This is a genomic window from Microbacterium oxydans, from assembly GCF_006540085.1.
Classification (GTDB): Bacteria; Actinomycetota; Actinomycetes; order Actinomycetales; family Microbacteriaceae; genus Microbacterium; species Microbacterium oxydans.
Window position 1 is genome coordinate 255,322 of the sequence record NZ_BJOG01000004.1, and the last position, 17,586, is coordinate 272,907.

Annotated in this window: 21 protein-coding genes and 1 tRNA gene; 12 read left to right on the plus strand and 10 right to left on the minus strand. The window is 67.8% G+C overall.

What is annotated here, in order from left to right; translation table 11 throughout:
- Positions 1-26: 26 nt before the first annotated feature.
- From MOX01_RS09155 to MOX01_RS09180, 6 genes are all read left to right on the plus strand, one after another.
- Positions 27-989: an ABC transporter permease gene (locus MOX01_RS09155; protein WP_141369362.1), complete on the plus strand. Its 963-nt coding sequence runs from the start codon at positions 27-29 to the stop codon at positions 987-989.
- The gene (locus tag MOX01_RS09160; protein WP_174799766.1) at positions 986-1,885 is read left to right on the plus strand and encodes an ABC transporter permease; all 900 of its coding nucleotides are present in this window, start codon (positions 986-988) and stop codon (positions 1,883-1,885) included. The genes MOX01_RS09155 and MOX01_RS09160 overlap by 4 nt, the downstream gene beginning before the upstream one ends.
- Before the next feature lie 9 nt (positions 1,886-1,894).
- A complete protein-coding gene (locus MOX01_RS09165; protein WP_046749231.1) occupies positions 1,895-3,073 on the plus strand; it encodes a M24 family metallopeptidase in 1,179 nt (392 codons plus the stop codon).
- A 28-nt stretch (positions 3,074-3,101) separates the two neighbouring features.
- Positions 3,102-4,001, plus strand: a complete 900-nt coding sequence (locus MOX01_RS09170) for an alpha/beta fold hydrolase (RefSeq protein ID WP_061015862.1) — start codon at positions 3,102-3,104, stop codon at positions 3,999-4,001.
- On the plus strand, positions 3,998-5,032 hold the full coding sequence (locus MOX01_RS09175; protein WP_058631419.1) for an Lrp/AsnC family transcriptional regulator: 1,035 nt from the start codon (positions 3,998-4,000) through the stop codon (positions 5,030-5,032). The genes MOX01_RS09170 and MOX01_RS09175 overlap by 4 nt, the downstream gene beginning before the upstream one ends.
- A gap of 99 nt (positions 5,033-5,131) precedes the next feature.
- Entirely contained in the window at positions 5,132-5,416 is a 285-nt protein-coding gene (locus tag MOX01_RS09180) for a hypothetical protein (protein WP_046749229.1), read from the plus strand.
- Between the two features lie 103 nt (positions 5,417-5,519).
- Here MOX01_RS09180 and MOX01_RS09185 read toward each other — a convergent pair whose 3' ends face one another.
- From MOX01_RS09185 to MOX01_RS09205, 5 genes are all read right to left on the minus strand, one after another.
- Positions 5,520-6,194: a CueP family metal-binding protein gene (locus MOX01_RS09185; protein WP_230977910.1), complete on the minus strand. Its 675-nt coding sequence runs from the start codon at positions 6,192-6,194 to the stop codon at positions 5,520-5,522.
- A gap of 70 nt (positions 6,195-6,264) precedes the next feature.
- Positions 6,265-6,858, minus strand: coding sequence for a DUF305 domain-containing protein (locus MOX01_RS09190; RefSeq protein ID WP_230977909.1), 594 nt, complete (start codon positions 6,856-6,858; stop codon positions 6,265-6,267).
- A gap of 102 nt (positions 6,859-6,960) precedes the next feature.
- On the minus strand, positions 6,961-7,440 hold the full coding sequence (locus MOX01_RS09195) for a DUF6153 family protein (protein ID WP_230977908.1): 480 nt from the start codon (positions 7,438-7,440) through the stop codon (positions 6,961-6,963).
- Positions 7,441-7,522: 82 nt separating this feature from the next.
- Positions 7,523-7,705: a hypothetical protein gene (locus MOX01_RS09200; RefSeq protein WP_046749225.1), complete on the minus strand. Its 183-nt coding sequence runs from the start codon at positions 7,703-7,705 to the stop codon at positions 7,523-7,525.
- Between the two features lie 97 nt (positions 7,706-7,802).
- A complete protein-coding gene (locus tag MOX01_RS09205) occupies positions 7,803-8,441 on the minus strand; it encodes an acyl-ACP--UDP-N-acetylglucosamine O-acyltransferase family protein (protein ID WP_141369364.1) in 639 nt (212 codons plus the stop codon).
- 286 nt (positions 8,442-8,727) lie between these two features.
- On the opposite strand from MOX01_RS09205, the gene MOX01_RS09210 reads away from it, so the two are divergent.
- Positions 8,728-9,126 (plus strand): hypothetical protein, encoded by a 399-nt coding sequence (locus MOX01_RS09210; RefSeq protein ID WP_141369366.1) that lies wholly within the window; start codon positions 8,728-8,730, stop codon positions 9,124-9,126.
- A 214-nt stretch (positions 9,127-9,340) separates the two neighbouring features.
- Here MOX01_RS09210 and MOX01_RS09215 read toward each other — a convergent pair.
- Positions 9,341-9,413: transfer RNA gene (locus MOX01_RS09215), tRNA-Ala, on the minus strand.
- A gap of 160 nt (positions 9,414-9,573) precedes the next feature.
- Between MOX01_RS09215 and MOX01_RS09220 the strand changes: the two genes are divergently transcribed.
- Positions 9,574-10,644: an NAD(P)-binding domain-containing protein gene (locus tag MOX01_RS09220; RefSeq protein ID WP_141369368.1), complete on the plus strand. Its 1,071-nt coding sequence runs from the start codon at positions 9,574-9,576 to the stop codon at positions 10,642-10,644.
- Here the strand turns inward: MOX01_RS09220 and MOX01_RS09225 are convergent.
- Positions 10,631-11,653: a DUF2804 domain-containing protein gene (locus MOX01_RS09225; protein WP_141369370.1), complete on the minus strand. Its 1,023-nt coding sequence runs from the start codon at positions 11,651-11,653 to the stop codon at positions 10,631-10,633. The genes MOX01_RS09220 and MOX01_RS09225 overlap by 14 nt on opposite strands.
- A 124-nt stretch (positions 11,654-11,777) precedes the next feature.
- Here MOX01_RS09225 and MOX01_RS09230 point away from each other — a divergent pair, with 124 nt between their 5' ends.
- The 4 genes from MOX01_RS09230 to MOX01_RS09245 are packed head-to-tail and all read left to right on the plus strand — an operon-like array spanning position 11,778 to position 15,014.
- Entirely contained in the window at positions 11,778-12,569 is a 792-nt protein-coding gene (locus tag MOX01_RS09230) for a hypothetical protein (RefSeq protein ID WP_141369372.1), read from the plus strand.
- Entirely contained in the window at positions 12,566-13,093 is a 528-nt protein-coding gene (locus MOX01_RS09235; RefSeq protein ID WP_061015872.1) for a hypothetical protein, read from the plus strand. Before MOX01_RS09230 ends, MOX01_RS09235 begins: the two co-directional genes overlap by 4 nt.
- 28 nt (positions 13,094-13,121) lie before the next feature.
- Positions 13,122-13,778: an SDR family oxidoreductase gene (locus MOX01_RS09240; protein WP_046749219.1), complete on the plus strand. Its 657-nt coding sequence runs from the start codon at positions 13,122-13,124 to the stop codon at positions 13,776-13,778.
- 24 nt (positions 13,779-13,802) lie between these two features.
- Positions 13,803-15,014 carry a glycoside hydrolase family 3 N-terminal domain-containing protein gene (locus MOX01_RS09245; RefSeq protein ID WP_230977907.1) on the plus strand — a complete coding sequence of 404 codons (1,212 nt, stop codon included), beginning with the start codon at positions 13,803-13,805 and terminating at the stop codon, positions 15,012-15,014.
- Between the two features lie 3 nt (positions 15,015-15,017).
- On the opposite strand, the gene MOX01_RS09250 is transcribed toward MOX01_RS09245, so the two are convergent.
- From MOX01_RS09250 to MOX01_RS09260, 3 genes are read right to left on the minus strand one after another with little or no spacing between them, the layout of a single operon-like run.
- On the minus strand, positions 15,018-15,881 hold the full coding sequence (locus MOX01_RS09250) for a 3-methyladenine DNA glycosylase (protein ID WP_141369374.1): 864 nt from the start codon (positions 15,879-15,881) through the stop codon (positions 15,018-15,020).
- Position 15,882: 1 nt separating this feature from the next.
- On the minus strand, positions 15,883-16,908 hold the full coding sequence (locus tag MOX01_RS09255) for an App1 family protein phosphatidate phosphatase (protein WP_141369375.1): 1,026 nt from the start codon (positions 16,906-16,908) through the stop codon (positions 15,883-15,885).
- 4 nt (positions 16,909-16,912) lie between these two features.
- Positions 16,913-17,584 (minus strand): DedA family protein, encoded by a 672-nt coding sequence (locus tag MOX01_RS09260; protein WP_046749215.1) that lies wholly within the window; start codon positions 17,582-17,584, stop codon positions 16,913-16,915.
- Positions 17,585-17,586: the final 2 nt, after the last annotated feature.

The following is a 17,586-nucleotide window of genomic DNA, read 5'->3' on the forward strand; positions in this document are numbered from 1 at the left end:
CCGAAATCTCGAGGAAGGTCGCCCGGGTGTCCCGAGCATCGTTCATTCTCCGTCGCGCCGGTCGCGGTCTGCTCACGATCTGGTTCGCCGTGACCGTGACGTTCCTGCTGCTGCGTCTGCTTCCCGGCGACCCGGCGCTGGCGCTGGCGAGTCCGAACATGACGGACGACATCCGGGCGACCATCCTCGAGCAGTACGGTCTGGACCAGCCCCTGATCGTGCAGTACGGGCTCTACATGTGGCAGCTGCTGCAGGGGAACCTCGGCATCTCTTTCACACAGTCGATCCCGGTCACGGACGTCCTGCTGCAGCGGTTGCCGTGGACGCTCCTGCTGACCATCACGGCGCTGGTGCTCACGATCCTCATCGGAGTACCGCTGGGTGTGGCCGCGGCTTCCCACAAGGGACGGTTCGTCGATAGGGCGGTGCAGGTGCTCGGAGTCACCGGGCAGTCGCTGTTCGTGCCGAGCGTCGCGATCCTGCTGCTGTTCGTGTTCGGTCGGAATCTGGGGTGGTTCCCGATCGGTGGGGCCTACACCAACAACACCTACGGCTTCGAGTGGTATCTGAGCGTCGCGCAGCACCTCGTCCTGCCGGCGGTGTCGCTCATGCTCATCCAGGTGGGCTCCTACGTCCTGACGATGCGATCGACGTTGATCGAGACGCTCGGCGAGGACTACATCCTCCTCGCCAAGGCGAACGGCATCCGCGGCAGCCGCATCCTCTGGAAGCATGCGTTGCGCAACGCCCTGCTCCCGACCACCACCCTGATCGGACTGCAGCTCGGCTTCCTGGTCGGCGGCGCCGTGCTCACGGAGACGGTGTTCGCCTACCCCGGCATCGGCCGTGGCATCTACGAAGCAGTCACCCAGCTCGACTTCCCCGTCCTGCAGGGTGCGTTCCTCATGCTCGCCGTCACGGTGGTCGTGGCGAACACCATCACCGACATCATCTACGGCTACCTGGACCCGAGAGTGAAGACCTCATGACCGCTCCGATGCCCTCCGCAGAGGCCCTGACCCCGAGTGAGCCGACCGCTGCAGGCAGCGAGCGGGCGAGCGCCCACACCTGGCGTGCGTTCCGCCGTGACCCGCTCGGCATGATCTCCCTCGGACTGCTGATCCTGCTCGTGATCGTGGCTCTCGCCGCGCCTCTGATCGCTCCGTATCCGGCCAGCTACGGACCCGACGTACTGCGTCCGCCGAGCGGTGACCACTGGTTCGGCACCGATGCTCTCGGGCGGGACGTGTTCTCCGAGGTGATCTGGGGCACGCAGCAGAGTGTGCTGGTGGCCGTGGCGGCCTCGCTGATCGCGATCGTCTTCGGCACGATCATCGCGGTCCTCGGAGCGTACTTCCGCAAGCTCGACAGCTTCATCAGCGTGATCGTCGACATGACGCTCTCGCTCCCCGTGCTGCCGCTCATGATCCTGATCGCCGCGTTGGTGGGGCCGAGCACATCGACCATCATCTTCGTGGTCGCCGCGTTCTCCTGGCCGGAGGTCACCCGCCTCGTGCGTTCTCAAGCGCTCACGGTGGTCGGTCTGCCCTACGTCGACGCGTCGCGGCTGATGACCACGTCTCCGGTGTGGATCATCACCAAGCACGTGCTGCCCGCTGTGACCCCGGTGGTCGTCGTCTCCGTGGTGGTGACGGCCTCACGGGCTGTGCTCTCGGCCGCGGGACTGGCCTTCCTCGGCCTCGGCGACCCGACGACCTGGTCCTGGGGGCGCATCCTCTACGAGGCGCAGCAGGCCGGTGCGATGGTCAGCGCCTGGTGGCTGACGCTCTTCCCCTCGATCGCGATCCTCATCCTGGTGCTCTCCGCGACACTGCTCTCGATCGCCTACAACGACGCGCGCAACCCGCGCCACCTCGCCCGATAGGAGTCCGTGATGACCGAGTTCGACCAGCGTCTCGCGCCCGAGTTCTTCGACCGGGTACAGACCAGGGTGCGCGAGCGGATGGCCGAAGCGGGTTTCGATGCCTTCCTCACCGATCACCCCGAGGACATCGCGTACCTCACCGGTTTCTTCCACCACCCGTCCGAGCGTCCGGTGGCGATCTGGCTCGAGGCGGGAGGCCGCGTGGTCATGCTGCTGCCCGAGCTGGAACGCGAGTACGCCGAATCGCAGTCTTCCCGTGCGGAACTGGTCGCGTTCTTCGAGTATCCCGGCGTCGTCGCGCCCTTCGAAGTGCTCGCCCGTGCGGTCTCACCTCGCGGGCGGGTCGGGTTCGCGGCGTCGATGCCGTCCGCCCGCCTGTCTGCGGCGAGGGAGGCGATGCCCGATGCCGATCTCGTCGCCTCGGGGCTGCTCACCCGCGCCCGCTACGTGAAGTTCCCCGAGGAGGTGGAGCTGCACCGTGAAGCGGCCCGTGTCACCGACCGGATGCTCGACGCCGGCGTGCAGCTGGTGCAGGCGGCGGTCGCGGCCGGGGGAGATCTTCCGACCGAGGCCGAGCTCGAGCGACACGTCACCGCGACCGGCACCGGCATCATGTACGCCGAGCACCGCAATGTCGTCGTCGCGTCACTGCTGGCCGGGGGACTGGTCTATTCAGGGCCCAATTCCGCCTTCCCGCACGGGCTCCCCTCGGTGAACCGTCTCAAGGCCGGCGACACCTTCATGCTCTCCCTGGGCTGCGCGGTCGGCGGTCGGTTCATCGAGGGGGAGCGCACCTTCGTGCTGGGCGAACCCACCGCGCAGCAGCGGCGGTACCACGACGCGATCCACGCGGCACAGCTGCGCGGTCGCGAGACCATCCGTGCGGGGCTCGAGTGCCGTGAGGCCAACCGCCTGTGCCTCGATGTGATCCGCGACGCCGGACTCGGAGAGTACATCCGGCACCGGCAGGGGCACGGCATCGGTCTCGGCATGCACGAGGCGCCATGGCTGGAAGACGGAGACGCCACGCAGCTCGAGGCGGGAATGGTCGTCTCGAATGAACCCGGTATCTATGTGCCGGGCCACGCCGGCTACCGGATCAGCGACAGCATGCTCGTGACCGCCACCGGCGCCGAACCCCTGACCACCTTCCCGCGCAGCCTCGACGAGTGCACGATCGCGCTCTGACCCACGGAATCCGAGAGAAGCAGAGAACATGACATCCACCCCGCCGGTATCCCCGGAGTTCGCCGCAGCCACCAGTGACCACGAATGGGTCGAGATCAACGGGAACCACCTGGCCGTCGAGGTCCTCGGTCCCGAGGGCGCTCCGGTCATCATCACCCATCACGGAGCCCCCGGCCTCGGGTCCCGCGCCGAACCGCGAGCCAGTTTCGGCCGACTCGCCGACGAATACCGCGTCGTGGTGTTCGATGCGCGCGGCAGCGGAGCGAGCGAGGGCCTCGGCACCTACAGCCACGAGCAGTGGGCGGCGGACATCGACGGTCTGCGGGAGTGGATCGGTGCGGAGAGGATCGTGATCGCCGGTGGCTCGTACGGCGGTTTCATGGCCATGGAGTACGCACTGCGATACCCGGAGCACGTACAGGCGATCGTGCTGCGTGACACCTCTCCGGACAACTCCAACGCTCACCTGGCGCGTGAGAACGCCCTCGCCTCGGACCGTGTCACGATCGACATGGAGAAGTTCGACCGCATCGACGTCGGACAGGTCCACGACGACGAGGACCTGAAGGACTGCTGGCGCGAGATCCTGCCCCTGTACGACTTCGTGTACGACCCGGAAGCGACCGAGCGCAAGGTGCAGGCGACGCCGTACCGCTATCGCGCGCACAACTACGCCTTCTCGGTGAACCTCCCGAACTACGACCTCAAACCGCGCCTGCCCGAGATCGGTGTGCCGACACTCATCACCGTGGGCCGGACGGACTGGATCACGCCAGTATCGTGTAGCCAGACGATCGCCGATCTCATCCCGGACTCCGAGATGGTGGTGTTCGAGAAGTCGGGGCACTCCCCGCAGATCGAGGAGGCAGAGGCGTGGACGAAGACCGTGCGCACGTTCCTGCACCGGGTGTATCCGCCTACCCGATGAGCAGCGTCGATCTCACGAGGGAAGTGAGCGACCTCGACCGACGGATCGTCGTCGCGCTGCAGCAGGACGGCCGAGCGAGTTGGACGTCGATCGCCGAGTTCGCCGGAGCCGCCGTCTCCACGGTCACCCGACGCGGACAGCAGCTGCTCGCCGAGGGGCTGGTGCGGGTCGGGATCGTTCCGACGCTGGGCAGTGAAGGCCATGTCGAGACCTTCTTCGTCCGGATCAACTGCACGCCCGGTTCCCAGCTGAGCGTCGCGCAGGCTCTGATCGGTTCGCCCTACGTGCGGTTCGTGACGCTGGTCACCGGCAAGTTCGACGTGTTCGCCGAGGTCGTCATCCCGGGGGATTCCGCCACCTACGCGCACGTCCTCACGGACCTGCAGGCGATACCGGGTGTCGAGCGTTGGCGCAGCGACCTGGTCGTGCACACCTACAAGGTGAGCTTCGACTGGGGGAGGCAGCTCTACGACGCGCACGCCGAAGCCGCGAGCGATCCGCAGTCGTACATGCCCGCGCCGAACACCTGCGATCCCACGCACTTCGATGACGCGGACCGCGCGATCGTCGAGGAGCTTCGACACAACGGTCGTGCCTCCTTCCAGTCGATCGGCGACAAGCTGGACATGAACGAGAGCAGCGTCCGTCGCCGGTACGAACGCATGCGCAACGGCGGGTGCTTGACGACCGTGACCATGGTTCCGGCGTCCGCACTCGGCATGAGCGCCGAGACACTTCTCATCCTTCGGGTGGAACCCTCTCGGATCGCCTCGGTGGCACGCACCCTCGCCCAGCACGTCTCGGTGCGCTTCCTGGCCGCAGCGCTCGAGGAGAACTCCCTCTACTGCGAGATCATCCTGCCGAGCACCGAGACGCTCCACGACTTCCTCACCGGGACCATCGCGCACCTCAAGGGAGTCAGAGGATGGAACGCGGCCATGGAACTGGTGTTCATGAAGCGAGGATTCATCGAGACACCCTGGTGGCGCGCGCAGGTCGCCTCGGCCGAGGCCGCCGACAACGCCTCCTGACCCCGCGGCGGCATCCTTCGCGAGCAGTGTCAAGGGGCTTTGCGCGAGCCGAACCGTGGCGCACTCTTTGAGGAAGAGAGAGTCCTGGAGGGCCCGCATATGTCTGAACTTCCGGATCCACGTTTCATACTGAATCGCATCACGGCGTCGGAGTGGGTGATCAACGACCTCCGTTACTCGCCGAACGATCCGCGCCATGTGGTGGCGTGCGTGTACGAACTGGCCGAGACCGAGGTCGAGGTCACGTGGCTTCGCGACCTTCCCCTCGCGTCCCGATACGGTACGGCCTTCGAAGTGCTGGAGGACGTCGAGAGGATGCGCGGGTCGAGCAGGGCCACGCGTCCGATCTCGATCTCGCACGTGCCGCCGCTGCTCGCGACCTAGCAGGCCGCACGTCGACAGCAGAAGCGCACCCCTCCGTACACGGAGGGGTGCGCTTCTTCATGCCACGCGGCGGCAGGACGAGCTCAGAGCGTCGTCGGTCGGCTCACCGCAGCTGGAGATCCGTGATGCAGGTGCGGTCGTCGGGAGAAGTCGTCGACAGTGGCACGGAGCCGATCAGCCCCTGGCTCTCGACGGTCAGCGTCGTCTCGAGGCCGCGGGGCACCCATACGCCGACGAAGCCGTTGTCCTGGGTTCGTCGGGTCTCGTCGACCACCATGCTCCCGTCGTCGGTCGTCAGGGTGACACGGACCTCCGTGTCGGCGAGCTCGCCCACGCACGTCGTGAGGCTGTGGAAGTGGCACTCGTGGGTCTGATCGCGGAACGGCGCGATCGAGACGTAGACGGCGTCGTCGGGCAGGGGAAGTCTGCCCTCCCTGCCACCGGCGTCCCGAAGCACGAGCGTGTCGGGTTGCACCGAGGCGAGGAGGTCATCAGGACGATCCACGAGGGCCGTCGCCTCGAGCCGTGCGATCACCTCGCGGACATCGAGCTCCGCCAGATCGTGTACGGCGAGCAGCTCTTGTGCCACTGCCGCCGAGCCGGCGTCCGTCGATGGCGTGGAGGCCGATTGCGAGGGTGAGGTCTGCGAGGGCGTCGTCTGCACGCCGGCCGAGCATCCGGTCAGGGCGATACCGGTGGCTGCGAGGGCGGCGAGCGTGACGGACAGCCGACGCCGCTGGAGCGTGTGGGCGACGGCGGGCATGGTGGGGAGGTTCATGGCGTGGTTCCTTCGTGCGGAGGAGGGCCGGTGCCGCACTGCGCGGCGCCGACACCGGCCCGGGGATGGGTCAGAGAGAGGAGAGGAGGTCCTTCATCTCCTGGATCTCCTCCGTCTGCGCGTCGATGATCGTCTGGGCGAGCTCGACCGCTTCCTGGTCGCTTCCTTCGTCGACCTGGGTCTGCGCCATCTCGACGGCCCCCTCATGGTGCGCGATCATCTGCTCGAGGAACAGTCGGGAGGCCTCGGCGCCGTCGGCCTCGCGGAGGGCCGCGAGGTCGTCGTCGCTCATCATCCCGTTCCCGTGATCCATCGCACCCGCGTCGCGATCGTCGGGGCCGACGCCCCACTCGTCGAGCCAGCCTTCGAGCTGTTCGATCTCCGGTCCCTGAGCGGCCTTGATCCGCTGGGCGAGAGCGGTGACGCCTGGGTCGGCCCCGGGAGTCGCGAGCACGATGTCGCTCATCTCGATGGCCTGCTGGTGGTGGACGATCATCATCGAGGTGAACATGATGTCCGCCTCGTCGACGCCGGCGGGTGCCGACGACGAGCCGTGGTCCATCCCCGGCATCGAGCCGTCAGTGTCGCCGGTCGCGCAGCCGGACAGCAGCAGGACCGTGGACAGGGCGAGTGCGGTCGTGACCGCAGCACGGATCTTCTTCATGGTGTTCTCCAATACGCATAGTCGTCGCGCGCACGCGGATGACGGCGCGCGCAAGGTGAGTGGTGTGGAGCCGGGCACGAGGGGTGCGGGCTCGACGGCCGCTCAGGTGCGACTGATGCAGAGAACGTGAAGCGAAGGGGCTTGGGGGAGCGCGCGGGAGGTGAGGGCCCCGGTCGGAGAGGACCGGAAGACGGTGGTTGCCCAGGCCCGGAGCGCACTGGGAGCGATGACCAGCGCGAGTGCGAGCAGCAGAGCGAGTACGCACATCATCGCCATGCCGGCGTGGTCGTCACTGCCGCAACCTGCACAGGACATGTCGCCGGCGTTGGTCGAGTTCCCGGAGGGGTGAGCCTGCGCCGCGCCGTGCGGAGCCGCCGCATGGTGAGCGGGCGTCGTGGCGGTGTCGCTCACCGGCATCGCGACTGCTGCCGGTGCCTCGGCGGATGGCGTCCCGTGCAGATTCAGGGTGTGCATCCCCAGGAGTCCGAGGATGATCGCGGCTACGAGGAGAACGGCGGACAGCACACCGCGGAAGACGCTCGATGAGCCTCTTCCTGACCACGTCGCCACCACCGGTGCCATGAGGCAAGTCTAGGCGGAGCGGTGGGAGTCGACGGGGTCGGCGGAGTCGAGGAGAGCAGTGGCGGGGCGGTTCCCGCGGCGCTCAGTCGTCGTGGGTGTCGTCTTCGTCGGCCCCGGCGGCGATGCGGTCCGCTTCGGCGCTGTCGACCAGCGCGTCGTCGGCATCGGGGTCGAGGACACGCTCGCCGTCGACGTCTTTCGTCGGAACGTCGGCCTCGTCATCGTGGAGTATCGGAGGCAGGGGAGGAATGATGGGGTTCGACATGGTCGCGTCCTTTCGTGGAGATGGCTTCACGGTAGGACGGGCGTCGACGACGCAGAATCGGGTTGACGCTCGGGGAGGGGCGCGCTAGGGGCGACCCTCAGCGACCCGAATCGCGTGTGGGGTCGGGACGGGGGTGGTAGACCGCCTGTCGTTCGATGGCGGCCGCCGCGAAATCGCCGTCGCCGTTGATGACGTGCCCTTGGTGCAGCACGATGCGGCTGGCGTGGCCTCGGCCTTTGAGCACGGCGCCGCGCAGATCAGGATCGACGTCTCGATAGCTGCCTCCGCCGCCGAGGTCGACGCTTATCGCGCTGACATCGCCGAGGATCTGGCAGCCGTCTCCCAGACGAGAGGCTCCGCCGACATCGATCTTCCCGCGAAGACGGACCCGGTCGCCGACGGTGACCGTCGAGTCGGGGCGATTGCCGAGCAGCGTCACCGCATGCGGGCCGAACTCGTTCTCCTCGCCGATGTCGATCCGTCCGCCGGCGCCGGCATCGATCCTGGTCCCTTCGAAGAAGTGATTGCGGTCACCGATGAGAAGAGAGTCGGGGCCGGCGTCGAATCGGACGTGCGGGAAGAACACGTTCCCCGTGCCCATGCGAACGTGTGCCGACACCAGCGTGGAGTACGGGTCGAGGAAGACGTTTCGCGCGTCCGCGATGAGCTCGCTCACGGTCAGATATCCGCGATCCGCACGCACCCGGTCGGTGTAGGCGAGGGGTGTCTCCGTCATCGGGCCTCCTGTCGTGCCGATCATGTCACACCGTCCCGTGAGACGAAGAAGAACCCCGCAGGTTCGGCTATTCAGCGGGAGCAGCTCGTGACCTCCCAACCTTCATCAGCTGGCTCCCACGGGTCGCCACGTCAGAATCTGCGCCACTGCTCGTCACCTCGCTCCCGCAGCCCAGGTCGAGAAGGCGTATTGGAACAAGTGGCGCCTCAAGGTGACGTACTACAACTGCGGGTTCAACTACTGCAGCTGCACGACGTACACGGCAGTACCGTAAGTCAGGAGGGAAATGATGCGTATCAAGACACCGGCCGCAAAGGTCGGGTACCTGCTCGTCTTCGTCGTCGGGATCACGCTCACCGCGGTTCCACTCGCAGCCATCGGCTACGAACTCGGATTCGCGTGGGCGACCGTGGCTCTCGTGGCAGCCGTCGTCGTCGCAGCGCGCACCTTTAGGGGCGCCGGCGAATCCGATGCCCCGCGTCCGTGGTGGAAGATGACCAGCACGCGTGGCAGTGCGCTTCTGCTCAGTGCCTTCTTCTTGATCCAGGGAGTCGCCTCGTCATTGGGTGCCTTCGGCGTGCCTGATCGGACCTTGGCGCTGGTCGGCGGCGTGGTGGCGCTGGTGATAGCCGCGTTTTACCTGCACTCGGCCCTTCGGGTTCAACAGCACGCGGTGACCTCGTGAGCGTCGGCTGAATCCAGCAGGGCGATGAGCAGGATTTGGGGATGTATCCCGGATCGACACTGAATGCCACTGGGCATCCGGGAGCGTCGGTCACGCGTGCGATGACCCATCCGTCATCACCGAGATGATCGAAATAACGTGAGCAAGTCGTGAGTGACCTCGAGAAGGTGCCACTCAGAAACGCAAAAACCCCTGGATAACCAGGGGTTTTTCGTGGACCTGAGGGGACTCGAACCCCTGACCCCCTGCATGCCATGCAGGTGCGCTACCAGCTGCGCCACAGGCCCAGACGCTGTTCCGAACCAGCCGGAGCAACTTGAAAAGAGTACTACACGAATCGACGGGAGCACCAATCGGTGGGGGCATCCCGGGCGCGTCACGACGGATGAGGGCGCGGATGAGAAGGCGCGGAGGAACAAGCACGCGGCGTCGCGTGTTGGATCCGGCGTGAGCATCCTCGACAGTCTGGTGATCGGCGCAGGACAGGCCGGTCTCTCGGCATCGTTCCACCTGTCCCGGCTGGGTATCTCGCACGTGGTCCTCGATGCGGACGAGCGCCCGGGTGGCGCATGGCAGCATCGGTGGGACGCGTTGACGATGCGAGACGTGCACGGCGTTGCAGAGCTGCCGGGAGACACGCCTCCTGCCCGCGACGGTGCTCGCGCCAATGAGGCTGTGCCGGCGTACTTCGCGTCGTACGAGCGGAGGCACGCACTTCCCGTGCTGCGCCCCGTCCATGTGGATCGGGTGGAGGACCGCGACGGTCTCCTGGCCGTGCGAGCCGCGGAGGGGGAGTGGACGACCCGCACCATCGTGAATGCGACCGGTACCTGGTCCCATCCGTTCCTCCCGCATTTCCCCGGCATGGAGACGTTCGTCGGAGAGCAGCTGCACACCGTCGACTATCCGGGACCGGAGCACTTCATCGGCAAGCGGGTGCTGGTCGTGGGCGGCGGCGCCTCAGCCGTGCAGTTCCTCGGCGCGCTGGCCCCGATCACCGAGACGCTGTGGGTCACACGCCGTGAGCCGGTCTGGCGCGACGACGACTTCACCCCGGAGGCGGGAGCTGCAGCGGTCGCGCTCGTCGAGCAGCGCGTCGCGGCAGGGCTTCCTCCGCAGAGCGTGGTCAGTGTCACGGGACTCATGCTCCGCCCGCAGGAGCGGGAAGCAGAGCGTCTGGGCGCCTACGCGGACCGGCGTCCGCTGTTCGAGCGCATCGAACCCGACGGTGTGCGCTGGTCCGACGGCAGCTTCGAGCGGGTCGATGCGATCCTGTGGGCGACCGGCTTCCGACCCGCGATCGGTCATCTGGCACCATTGCATCTGCGCAGCGCTGCCGGAGGCATCCAGCTCGACCGGAACGGACGCGGAACGACCGCCGTCCGCGATCCTCGCGTGCAGCTGGTCGGCTACGGGCCGTCTGCGAGCACGATCGGCGCGAATCGGGCCGGTCGCTCCGCGGCGAAGGGCGTGCAGCGCGCGCTGAAGTCCGCAGAATCGCGCGTCACCAGCGGTTGAGCACCTCTTCAGCGAACCCCTCGATGCCGTCCACGCGCACCCGTTTCCCGGTGTCGTCGAGCACCCAGCCCGACCAGACGCCGAACAACTGGTCCGTGGAGCTGGCGATCACCACGGCATTGGTGCGAGAGCGCTTGTCGTAGAACGGTGTGAAGGTGAGATCGGCCTTCACTCCGTGCACGTGCCACGGGCGCATGAAGTGTCCGGGGTCGTAGTCCCACACGAGTTCCTCGCTGATCTTCGACAGTCGCCCGTCGACGAGCAGCGCATTCTCGGTCGCCCCGGAACCGTCGGTCCACTTCGCGCCGAGTTGCAGTCCGATCACGCGTCCGTCGACGACCCCGCTCGCGGCCGCCCAGTTCCACTGCACCCGGTACGGCCAGCGTCCGCGACCGTGATCGAGCACCGCCCAGCTTCCCGCGGGTACGTCGTGCGCGATGCCGTCCACCGTCACCGTGCCGCTGGCCGGACGGGCGACGTCTTTCACCGTGTACTGGAACCGGGGGATGTCGTCGCCCCGACGCCACGGCACGACGACCCCCAGCGCCTCATGCCCTGCGGGACGACCGGCGAGCAGGTCGAATGAGACGCGAGGTGCACTCCCGCGCAGGCGGGTGCCGTCGAAGCTCTCATCGACGTCCACCGTGATCCGACGGGTGCGCGCCCTCGCGGGCCCATCGCCGATCGACGCAGGCAGCGTCGCACTTCGGCTCCCGGGTGAGATCACCGTGGCGCCGATGTCATGCCCGGTCGCGCGATCGAGCACCCACACCTCGTGGAGCGACATGTAGTCGACGCACGACACCGTGAACGCGATGATGTGGGACGGTGTCATCACGTTCCAGTACTCCCACCGCTTGTTGCGGCCCCAATGTCCGCGCCCGGGGATGCCGGAGGTGTCGTGGACAGGGGTGCGCGACCATCCCAGCGCATCCCGGTTCAGTTCCCCGTCCGGGGTGGTGAGAGACACAGGCGCGGTGATCTCGCGCTCGATCAGCGGTGTGGGCATCGTCGTCCTGCTGTCCGGAGGACACCTCGGGGCGGTGTCGTTGCCCCGAGTGTAGAGGACGGTGTTCCGCACGAGGAACACCCTCCGGGCGGGGAGGGGATCGGACTCTGGATACGCTGAGAGCATGCTCCGCATCGTGTTCCTCGTCGTCTGGCTGCTGCTCTCCGCCTGGCTCGTCGTGTGGGTCGGCGAGGGCCTGTTCGGAGTCGATCAACGACACTCGATCCTTCCCTTCGCCGGAGAGGACACCCTGGGCGCCCCGATCCTCATCGGCGTCGCCTGGGGGCTGCTGCTGACCTTCGGCGGCATGCTGTCCGGCCTCGGGCGTCGCAAGACGGTGCGCGGAGAGACGCAGATCGGTGTCGGCACGATCGTCGAGGTCAGCCGGACCGGTCTGACCGTCAACGATGTGCCGCAGTACGACCTGTTCATCCGCGTGACCCCGAACAGCGGGGAAGAGTTCGTCGCCCAGATGCGGATGCTGGTCGACGCCTCTGACATGTCCGCCCTGCAGGTCGGACTTCCCGTGCCGGTGCGATACAGCCTCATCGACCAGGACACCGTGGTGCTCGCAGACCTCACCGATCCCGCGGTGCGTGACGCCATGCTCCAGTGGAGGATCGAACGGGGGCTGATCGACCCGTCACAGGTGCGCGCCCGCACGAGCGGGACCGCGGTGACGGCCTCCGTGCTCGAGGTCCGTCCGACGGGGCGACGTCGCGAAGGGCAGAGCGAGCTCGCGCTCCGTGTGCTGATGGCACCGGAAGGCGTGGCGACCTGGGAGGCGGACACCACCGTGTTCGTGTATCCGCAGGCCATCCCGCATCTGCAGGTCGGCGCTCCGGTCTGGGCGTACTACCGGCGGGAGGACCCGCATACGGTCGCGGTGACGATCGAGAAGGAGGCGGGACGATGAACCCGATGGACACCCTCATCTGGCTCGTGAACTTCCCGGCGTCGCACGGATACGCGATGGTGTTCATCGCCGGTTTCTCCATCCTCGGCCTGTTCGCGCTCTCCGCCGGCGGAACCGCGCCGGGTGGTGAGTTGCGGGCTATCCGCCAGAGGGAAGGGCTGCTGCGCCCCGATCAGCGTCCGCGCGGGCGGGCCGGGGCTGCGATCGTACGCATCGGGGCGCGGATCCTGGCTTTCCTCATGCTCGCCTGCCTGGTGATCGGCATCCTCAGCCTCATCGGAGTTCCGGTGACCCGCGCGTACATCTACGACAACGGACGGCCGACGGCGGCGACCCTCGACGGCGACTGGGTGACGTTCACGACAGCCGAGGGCGTCGAGTACACGCTGGAGAGCAATTTCTTCACCCCGGCCGTGTACCCGGACCGCGACGCCTACATCCCCGGTGGCCAGCTGATCGTGGTGCGTTACCTCCCCGACCATCCGCAGGCATTCGTCATCGACAGCGACCAGACCCCGCGCTGAGGTCGGAGAGGGCGCGTAGGGTGAAGGTATGTCGCGAATCATCGTCTTCGGCGGCCACGGCCGCATCGCCCTGCTGCTCGCGCCGCTCCTCGCCGCACGGGGAGACGAGGTCACGGGGGTGATCCGGAACCCGGAGCATTCCTCCGAGGTCGAAGCCGGTGGGGCGAGAGCCCTGGTCGCCGACGTCGAGAGCATGGACGTCGACGCGCTCGCCGAGATCATCCGCGGGCACGATGCCGTCGTCTGGTCGGCCGGCGCGGGTGGGGGGTCACCCGAGCGCACCTATGCCGTCGACCGTGACGCTGCGCAGCGCTCCATGGACGCGGCGGAGCGCGCAGGTGTCCGGCGGTACGTGATGGTGTCGTGGCTCGGCTCCACCGCCGACCACGGTGTCCCGCGGGACGACTCGTTCTTCCCCTACGCCGATGCCAAGTGGGCTGCCGACGAGCACCTGCGCGGTACCGGCCTCGAAGGCACGATCCTCGCTCCGGGGACTCTCACGTTCGACGATCCGACCGGACGCATCCAGATCGATCCCGAGGGGCGGGGAGCCGTTTCCCGTGCCGACGTCGCAGCTGTGATCGCGGCATCCCTGCAGGAACCGTGTACGGTCGGCCGGACGATCCGCTTCGGCAACGGCGACGCCGACTCGGCAGACCCCATCGCCGATGCGCTGTCCTGCTGACGCCTCTGCATCACCGCGACGAGCATGACGTCTCGGGTCCGCAGGTACGGGGTGGGTGCCCTGGCGCTCGCCGCGATGGCGGGGCTGTGCGCAGCGACGCCGGCCACAGCCTCCTCCACCTTCACGGACACGCCAATACGCGCGGCGGCGGCCGAGACTTCGTCTGGCGTCTCCTCCGAGGAGTTCGTGGAACGCGCTGAAGAGCGGGTGGCGGAGATGTCGGTCGCGGAGCAGGCATCGACGGTGGTCATGGGACACGTCGCGGGAACCGATCCGGCGGCCCTGCATGCCTACATGGCATCGGGGCTGGGCGGATTCATCCTTATGGGCGCCAACATCCCCGCGACGGAAGCGGAGCTGCAGGCTCTCACGGCCGCGCTCACCGTCGATCCCGCCCTTCCACCGCTCATCGCCGTGGACCAGGAAGGCGGCTTCGTGTCCCGACTGCACGGCGACGGCTTCCCCGCTTCGACCTCGCTGAAGGGGCTCCCGGTCGCGGAGACGTCGACGGCGTTCTCCGCACGGGGCGCCCTGGTGGCACGCGCCGGGATCACGGTGAACTTCGGCACGGTGGCGGACTACACGTCCGATCCCGCTTCGTTCATCCACGGCCGGGCACTCGGAATCGACCCCGCGTCCGCCGCCGAGCGCGTCGCGGCGGCGACCACCGCACAGGAGCAGTTCGTCGCCTCGGCGCTGAAGCACTTCCCCGGCCACGGCGCCGCGCCCGGCGACTCGCACCGGGCGATCCCGAGTTCCACGATGGGTCGGGAGGAATGGCGTGCCACGGAAGCCGTGCCTTTCGAGGCGGGCATCGACGCCGGGGCCTCCCTGCTCATGTACGGTCACCTCGCCTACACCGAGATCGACCCGCTTCCCGCGTCGCTCTCGCCGGTCTGGCACGACATCGCCAGAGAAGAGCTCGGCTTCACGGGGGTGGCGGTGACAGATGACCTGGGGATGCTGCTGTCGTCGGGAGACCCCGCCTATGCCGATCCGGTCGCGAACGGCGTGGCGGCGATCGCCGCAGGGAACGACCTGGTGCTGATGATCGCAGGTTCCGACGCGCAGACTGCCGGGGCGATGGCGGCAGGCATCGGGGCGGCGGTCGATGCGGGCGCGCTTCCGGCCGAGAGGCTCGAAGAAGCAGCGACGCGGGTGGTGGCGCTGCGCATTCAGATGGCTGCCGCGACGGCTCGATGGGCGACCTGCGACGACTGCGAGCCCGTCGGCTGACGCTCAGGCCGCCTCGCGGGCTCCCTCGCCGAGCCAGGCATCCAGCAGGGCCGACCGGAGTGCCGCACCACGGTCTGCGAACCCTCGCTGCCGGCGGACGTACTCGGCCTTGCCCTCCGGTGTCTCGATGGGCACGGGCACGATGCCCCAGGGCGAGAGGTCGTAGGGCGCGGCCTCCATGTCGAGGAGGCGGATGTCTCGGGCCAGCTCGAACGAATCGAGGAGCAGCTCACCCGGGATGAGGGGTCCCAGCTTGGTGGCCCACTTGTACAGATCCATGCCGGCGTGCAGGCAGCCCGGTTGCTCGAACAGCGGCTGCTCGTCCCTGCTCAACGAGGTGCGGTTGCGGGGCACGGCCTCGGGAGTGAAGAAGCGGAAGGCGTCGAAGTGGGTGCAGCGAAGGTCGTGGTTCTCGACCACAGCGTCGGTTCCATCCCGCCCGAGGCGCAACGGAACCGAGTGACGGGTCTCGTCCGCGCGGTACACCATGGCCCACTCGTGCAGTCCGAAGCATCCGAACTGTCCGGGACGCGACGCCGTGCGGCGGAGCATCCTCTCGATGAGCGCTGCCAGCTCTGCCTTCTCCGTGCCGAAAGCCGCCGCATCGGGAACTGCGCTGTCCGCGCTGCTGCCTGTCGTGTACCACCGCCACTCGAGTCGCTCGACGGCCTCCGCGAGCTCGACACCGGCGCCGGGGTGCCAGCGACGCAGCTGAGCCGGTTTGTACGAGTAGTAGGTGAAGAGGAAGTCCCACACCGGGTGCTTCTCGGCCCTGGTCGCCCTGTCACGGTGCGCGGCGGTGAGCTCGTCGGCACGTTCACGGTGCTTCTCTTCGCGGAGGAGCCACTCCTGGCGGGCGATGGGCATGTCAGTGCAGGATGCCGGCTTCGCCCAGCAGGTCGCGAAGGCCCGCGCCGTCCTCGGCGCTGACCCAGGGGGCGGTGTCCTCGGAGTGCGGCTCGTGTCCGGCGCGCCCACCGGCGAGCACGGCCTCGGCAGGAAGCAGGCGACGGATGGCGACACCGGCGACAGAGTCGGGGTACTCGTCCATGAACTGACTGTAGATGGCCTCGTCGTGCTGCCCGTCGTCGCCGATCAGGAGCCACTTCACGTGCGGGAACTCGGTCGCCAGTCTCCGCAGGTTGGTCAGCTTGTGTTCGCGGCCGCTGCGGAACCAGCGTTCATGCGTCGGTCCCCAGTCGGTCAGGAGCATGGAGCCGGCGGGGAAGAGATGGCGACCGAGGAAGCGCCACAGCGTGGGGGCGACGTTCCAGGCGCCGGTGGAGAGATACACCATGGGGGCGCCGGGGTGCTGTCGCAGCAACTGGTCGAGGAGCACGGCCATCCCGGGTACGGGGAGTCGGGCGTGCTCGTCGAGTACGAAGGAGTTCCAGAACGCGATGAACGGACGAGGCAGCGCCGTCACCATCACGGTGTCGTCGACATCGGAGACCACACCGAACGTGGTCTCCTCGGCGACGATGAACGCTCTCGCCTCCACGGGGGCTTGCCCCTCGACGGAGAAGGTGAAGGTCTGCCAGCCGGGTTCGAGGTCGACGCGGATCATGGCATCCACCACGCCACCGCGGTCGGCCGCCACCTGATGGGTGGTGTCACCGAGATGCACGCTGACGGATGCGAAGCCCACGGGGATGCCGACGAAGCTGCGCCACCCGCGTACACTCGCCGGCTCGCCGTGACGTGTGCGGCGCTGCGGGGGCACGATCAGCACACGTCCGACCACGCGCACCCACCCGGGGCCGCCGTAGCCGGGGAAGGGCAGGATCGTCGCGACACGACCACGACGGCGCGCACGACCTTCACGCCAGACGTGGAGGCGGTGTTCGAGTCGGGCGAACCAGTGGATCCGGGGGGCTGGGGGAGCCGATGCCATTGACTCAGTCTTTCACGTCGGCGTCGGCCTCCGCTTCGGGCCCCTCCAGGTGACGGGCCTCGAGGCGCTGCAGCAGCTTCTTTCCGAGGAACGCCAGGAGCAGGAACAGTGCGATGACGCCGACGAAGATGTATCCCGCGAAGTGCACGCGATCGACGAGCTCGCGGAAGCTGCCGGCCGCGAGCGATGTGACGCTCACGTATGCGGTTGCCCAGAGCGCGCAGGCGGGAGCCGTCCACGCCAGGAACCTGCGGTACGGGTACTCGCTCATGCCGACGGTCAGGGGGACGAGCGAGTGCAGCACGGGGAGGAACCGGGAGAGGAAGATCGCGATGCCCCCTCGGCGCTCGAGGTAGTTCTCGGCGCGCACCCAGTTGTGCTCGCCGATCTTGCGCCCCAACCAGGACACGCGGATTCGTGGTCCGAGCCAGCGGCCCAGCCAGAAGCCGATGCTCTCGCCGATGAGGGCGCCGATCACGACGGCGACGCCCATCGCGATGCCCTCCAGGGGAGTGGCGACACCCATCGAGGCGATGATCACGATCGTGTCACCGGGGACGATGAGACCGATCAGGATGCTCGTCTCCAGCATCACGGCGAGCCCGGCGATGAGCGTGCGTGCGACCGGGTCGATCGACTGCACGGTGTCGAGGAGCCAGATCAGGAGGTCGTCCACCC